The 5,771-nt window shown below is 68.8% G+C and carries 4 protein-coding genes and 1 tRNA gene; 1 reads left to right on the top strand and 4 read right to left on the bottom strand.

The genetic code is table 11. From position 1 onward, the window contains the following. Positions 1–84: 84 nt before the first annotated feature. The 3 genes from ACZ38L_RS32265 to ACZ38L_RS32255 form a co-directional block, all read right to left on the bottom strand. Positions 85–480 (bottom strand): hypothetical protein, encoded by a 396-nt coding sequence (locus tag ACZ38L_RS32265; RefSeq protein WP_465700042.1) that lies wholly within the window; start codon positions 478–480, stop codon positions 85–87. Positions 481–515: 35 nt separating this feature from the next. Further along, a tRNA-Gln gene (locus ACZ38L_RS32260) sits at positions 516–588 on the bottom strand. A 34-nt stretch (positions 589–622) separates the two neighbouring features. Then, entirely contained in the window at positions 623–2,134 is a 1,512-nt protein-coding gene (locus ACZ38L_RS32255) for a hypothetical protein (protein WP_465700040.1), read from the bottom strand. A 285-nt stretch (positions 2,135–2,419) separates the two neighbouring features. Here ACZ38L_RS32255 and ACZ38L_RS32250 point away from each other — a divergent pair, with 285 nt between their 5' ends. Beyond that, entirely contained in the window at positions 2,420–4,543 is a 2,124-nt protein-coding gene (locus ACZ38L_RS32250; RefSeq protein WP_465700038.1) for a DUF6259 domain-containing protein, read from the top strand. Here the strand turns inward: ACZ38L_RS32250 and ACZ38L_RS32245 are convergent. Continuing rightward, on the bottom strand, positions 4,525–5,771 hold a 1,247-nt coding region (locus ACZ38L_RS32245; protein WP_465700036.1), incomplete at its 5' end, for a WD40 repeat domain-containing protein. The two genes, ACZ38L_RS32250 and ACZ38L_RS32245, sit on opposite strands and share 19 nt — an antisense overlap.

Genomic DNA, 5,771 nt, shown 5'->3' with positions numbered 1-5,771 from the left:
CCAACATCGCTGCCGCGACCGACCACTACCGGTCACACGCCGATCACGCGCTCGACCTGCTCGGTCTCACGAGCTGAGAACGCATCAGCCCTGGCAGGGCGCCTGGTTCTTGTCTTCAAGAAGGCGGTGAAGACGTCGGATCTCGCTGATCAGGCGAGGGATGTCCTGACGGGCGCTGGCGATGAAAGCAGCGTTCTCGTCCCACCGTTCGTCTGCGATGTCGACGTACTGAGGCTGCTCGACGAGTGTGGCGGCCACGATGTGGCGGTGGTCAAAGTCCGGCCAGCGTTCCCCGAGACCGGTATAAGCAACGGTGCTGATAGCCACAAGGCTCATGGCGAACTCGTCGTCGAGTTGTCGCACGTACCAAGGACCTGGGGTCGCGGCGTCGGCACGCTCCTGGATGTCGATGAGGTCTGTGTCGGTCAGCGGATCGGAAGTATTCATCAGGCCGACAGATCCCTTGTTTTCGATACTCACCACATGCATGCAGGCTCCAGCATGGTGCAAGGCGGCGACGAGGGCAGGATTCGAACCTACGTCCACCCGGGATCAGAGCCGGGCGCTCCTCCGCAGAGCTTCCTCGCCGCCGCATCGATCACCGCTGGCGCAGACGGTTGGGTCAACTGGGTTGCTGCGGACGGTGATGGGGCTGCCACGCCGGCGCTACAGCCACTCCTGTGCGGCGGCGACCTTGCCTTTGCCCGAGAAGATCCCGGCCGACCGGAGGGCGCTCGCCATCAGGGGATCCGCGACGGCGACCCCGTGCACGAGCTCGGGCGTCCGACGGAAGGCGACGGCCTTGGCCCCCGGCCTGGGGCCGGTCCAGGCGCCGGCCACCGGGTCCACGCCATGACGGGCACAGACCTCCTCGACCAGCGAGCGCGGGCACTCCTCCTCCCCCTGCAGCACTTCCCAGGGCAGCGGCAGCTCCGCCCACACATAGGTGTCCGGGTGCAGCCCGCCCTTGCTCCTGCGGTGCCAGTACGCCACATCGGCCGCCATCAGGCGCGGTACCTTGCCGGGGCAGATCCGGTCCAGGACGTCCGTCCGGCCCAGCTCCGTCAGCAGCGCCAGCCAGTGCGCCCGCGCTGTGTTTCCATGCCTGCGCGGCCTGGTTCCAGGTCGACGAGTCGTTGCCCCGGCGCACGATCATGGTGTCGCGCTCCAGCGGGCAGCGCTCCCAGGCGTCCTCCAGGAGCCCGGCCACCTCCCGCAGGAAGCGCGTCCAGCGGGTCAGCAGTTGGTTGAGCTCCTCGTCGGACAGCCTCTCCAGCACGTCCGCCGTCGGATGCACCTGCGCGACCGCGTACCAACGGGTCTGCTCCGGGTGGGCCCGCAGCCGCTCGTACAGGGCGTCGGCGACCTCGTCGTACACCTGCCGCTGCGGGCCGTTGGTGAAGATGCTGCGCATGTAGCCCCGTGCCGTGACGTACGCGACGAAGGCCGCGGTGTCCGGATCGGCGGCGAACAACTCGTGCGGCAGCGTGTGGGCGAACGCGCCCTTGCCGGTGATGGTGACCTGACGGCGGCGCTGCTCGTGGATGAGCCGAACCAGCTTGGCCTCCATCCGACAGAGCAGCCGGAAGCGCTTGTTGTACTGGCGCTTGGACAGCTCGCCCAGTCCGGCTTCGGTGCGCTCGGCCCGGTCCAGCCGGTCCCTGCCGAAGTCGTTATCCCCGTAGGCGCGGCAGATCTCCTGCCCCGCACGGCGAATCACCGCCTCGATCTGCTCAGAGTCCTCCGCGACGCCAGCCGGGAGGTCTGTCACGCTGGCAAACAGGTCTTCTACACGGGCGAGTTGACGCTGTGCACCGACTGGCTGGGCAAAGCCCTCCAACATGGAGGTGTAGCTGTGCCACAGCTGGCTCAGCGAGTGTTCGGCGGCCTTGGCGAGAGCAGCCTCAGTGGCCGGATCAAGGCTGGTGCCCTGGGCCGCGTACAGGTCCTGGATCAGCTGGGCCACGTCCTCCGGACGCTTGCGCAGCTTCACAGTTGTCCTGCGCCACAGGCAGGCCGTCACCCTCGGAACGCCGTCGTCACTGAACGCGGGCTCCTCCACGCACGAGCGAAACTCTTCGGGAACGGAATCCAGCACGCCCAGCCACACCTCGTCCTCCGCGTACGGGCTCATCGGCGACCCGTGGTCGAAGCCCCGGCGACCCACGCTGCGGGGCGGTGGGGAGCCAACGGCAGCTCCCTCCGCTACGGCAGGATCAGGGTCCGATGTCCACGGCCGGGCGGCCGCAACTCTGTTGCTCCCTCCGGGCCGCTGGACGGTTGACTGCAGCACCGCTTCCGTGGTCGCCTCATGGGCAGCTGGCCGCGGGGGTGGTGCAGGTCGACGAGGGCAGCAGCGCTGTCGAATGAGCCGAAGGCTTCGACGGCAACGCCCCCACTCGGAGAGGAGTTTGGTTCGATGACGGCGACTGACCTGGTCCACCTGTCCGGCGACGGGATCCGGGTGGCGATCGACCGTCGCACCGGTGCCTTAGCCCGGATAGAGTCGAACGGGACCGGATGGCGGGTCACCGATCGAACCGAGCTGGCGGCCGGCTTCCGACTGCTCATCCCGCTTCCCGGACGCCGCAACAACCTCGCTTACGGCGAGCGACAGGATCCCCCTGAAATTCGGCCCGACCTCTCCGGCGACGAGATCACGCTCTCCTGGCGGCGGGTGCGCTCCGAGCACGGCGGCGAACACCCGATCAGTGTCACTCAACGGATCAGCGTCACCGGACGACGAGCTCTCTTCGAGACCACCGTGGACAATCGGTCTGAATACACCGTCGAGAACGTCTGGACACCGTGCCTCGGCGACCTTCGCCCACCGTCTCCGGACCAGGAGCTGCGCAGCTTCTGCCTGTCCCAGGCGACCGCGGTGCAACAGCCGATGTGGCCGCGCTTCCAGAGCAACTGCCCACCCCACGGCGTCGATCACCCGACCCAGATGGCCAGCTTCGATGATCCGAACGCTGGTGCGACGCCCGGTTCTCCGTTCCTGTTGGTCCTGGCACGCGACCAGGGAATGTACGTCGGCGTCGCGGAACGCCGTGACGATCTCGTGAGCTGGCGCACCGAGCTGGTCCCCGGGTACGCGGACACCATCACCCGAGAGCCGGACCCGGATGCGACGATCCGGTTCTCCACCGTCCACCTGCCCTTCGTTCCGCCCGGTACGACGAAGGTGCTCACCCCGATCGCGCTCGAGTTGTTCCAGGGTGACTGGCACACCGGGGCGGACATCTACCGACGGTGGCGGGAGGAGTGGATGGCCGGCCCGACGACGCCCGTCTGGACAGCCGAGCCGCACTCCTGGCTGCAGCTCCATCTCAACTCCCCCGAGGATGAACTGCGGATCCCCTTTCGGGAGTTGCCCGAGGTAGGACGGGAATGCGCCGACGCGGGAATCCGGGCGATCCAGCTCGTCGGGTGGAACGAGGGCGGTCAGGACCGCGGCTACCCCTTCCACAGGCCCGATCCCAGGCTCGGCACCTTCGAGGAACTGCGGGACGCGATCGCGCGGATCCACGCCCTCGGCGTCGAGGTGGTGCTCTTCTGCAAGTTCACGTGGGGTGACCGGACATCCCCCCGGTACCCGGAGATCGCCGCGGACGCCGTCAAGGACCCTTACGGCGACCCCTACAACGGCGTCTACTATCGCTACCAGACTCCCACCCAGTTGCTCGGCGTCAACGTCCGGCACCTGGTCCCGATGTGCTTCGGCAGCGAGCGCTATCTGGCCGTCTGCGAAAGGGAATTCGCGACCGTCGTTGCGCTGGGCGCGGCCGGCCTGCTGTTCGACCAGTGCCAGCACCACGCCGACGCCCGGCTGTGCTTCGACGCCGACCACGGCCATCCGGTCCCTTGGTCCGTCTACGGCAACGACACCGAACTCGTCCGCCGGTTCTCCCGGCAGACGCTGCGGAGCCCCGGCTTCCTCTACGCCGGGGAGCGCCTGTACGACTGGGAGTTCGAGCGGTACCACCTGTCGTACCTCCAGAGCGCGAACCCCGGGCACCTCCCGCTCCACCGGTATCTGCTCCCACAGGCCTCGATGATGACCGCGGTGTCCGGCTTCGACGACCGCAACATCATCAACCAGTGCCTGCTGTACCGGTACCTCATCAGCTACGAGCCGTTCAACTTCAAGGGACGGCCGACCGACTTCCCCCGGACCATCGCCTACGGCCGGCGGATGGACGCGCTCCGCACCGAGCTGCGGGACTGGTTCTGGGACGGCACGTTCCGCGACACCGTGGGCGCCGAGGTGCGGTCCGTCGACGGACGGTCGCACCATCCCTATGCCGTCTACCTGCACCGGGACACGCGCGAGCCCGCCCTCGCCGTCGCCAACTACGCCGCCGAGGCCGCGTCGGTGCAGATCGACGGGATCGGCTCGCGGCTGGCCTGCCGGCTCATCGGCGAGGATACGTGGATCGGCGTCGACGACGGGCGCGTCGACCTGCCGCCGCGGTCCGCGGCTGTCGTGATCCCGGAGGGGGGAACCCTGCGAACGGGAGATCAACCTCCAGCGGCGTAGTCCAGCACATAGATACCTGCGTATCCCGACACACACAGGCGGGAGTCGGAGATCCAGGCGCATGAGCGCAGTTCCTGCCCCACGCGCAGCGCGTTGCGGCAACGGCCGGTGAGCGCGTCCCAGATCCGGATGACGCCGTCCGTGCCGGTGCTCGCGATCAGGGTGTCGTCCGGGGAGATGGCGCAGTCCCACATGGCGCTGCCGCCGTCCAGGGTGAGCCGGGAGGCTCCCGTGGCGGTGTCCCAGGTTCGGACGGTTCCGTCGTAGCCGGCGGAGGCCAGCCACGTACCATCCGCCGAGAAGGTGCAGTTGATGACGCGGTTCGTGTGGCCTGCCAGGACGGAGGTGAGGGTGCGGGACCCGAGGTCCCACAGACGCACGAGCCGATCCGTTCCGCACGAGGCGAGCCTGGTCCCGTCACGGGAGATCGCGCAGCCGAACAGCTGGCCGAGGTCCCTGCCAAGTACGGCGAGCGGGGTACCGTCGGCGGTGTTCCACAGGCGGAGCGTCCCGTCACTGCTGACGGTGGCCACCTGTGCGCCGTCCGGCGTGAACGCGCAGCGCTCAACCCATGCCGTGTGTCCGGTCAACGTGAGGTCCGGCAGCCGGCCGTCACCATCGAGCTTCCACAGGTGGAGGCGGCTGTCGTGTCCGTCGGCGGCTCCGCTGGAGGCGAACCACGAGCCGTCCGGTGCGACCGCGCAGCACGCCGCCCCGCCGGTGTGGGCGTTCCGGACGGCCAGTTCGGCGCCTGTGGCGACGTCCCAGAGCCGCACGGCGCCGTCGTCGCCCGAGGATACGATCCGACTGCCGTCCGGGAACACCGCGCACTCGCGGACCGGTTCCACGGGGCCGCGAACCCGGGTACGCACGGCTGCCGCTCCGGGGATCTTGCCGCTGTCCCGGTCACCCCACCGCGGACGCCAGACCCGGACCATGGTGTCCGAGCCGCCTGCGGCGATCCAGCTCGAATCGGGGTCGATCGCGCAGGAGTTGGCGCCTCCGGTGTCTCCGAAGAGGGTGATGCCGAGCTGGCCGGTGGCCGGATCCCAGACCCGGACCGTGCGATCCGCGCCCGCGGAGACCAGCATGGTGCCGTCACTCGCCACGGCACACGCGTTGACCCAGCCTTCGTGGCCCGTCAGGGACAGGCGTTCCAGACCCGACCGCACGTCCCAGACCCGGACCGAGCCGTCCACACCAGCCGACGCCAGCCAGGTGCCGTCCG

The organism is Kitasatospora sp. NPDC024654, assembly GCF_055559155.1.
The sequence above is the reverse complement of the archived record's forward strand: the minus strand, read 5'-3'. Positions and strand labels throughout refer to the sequence as shown.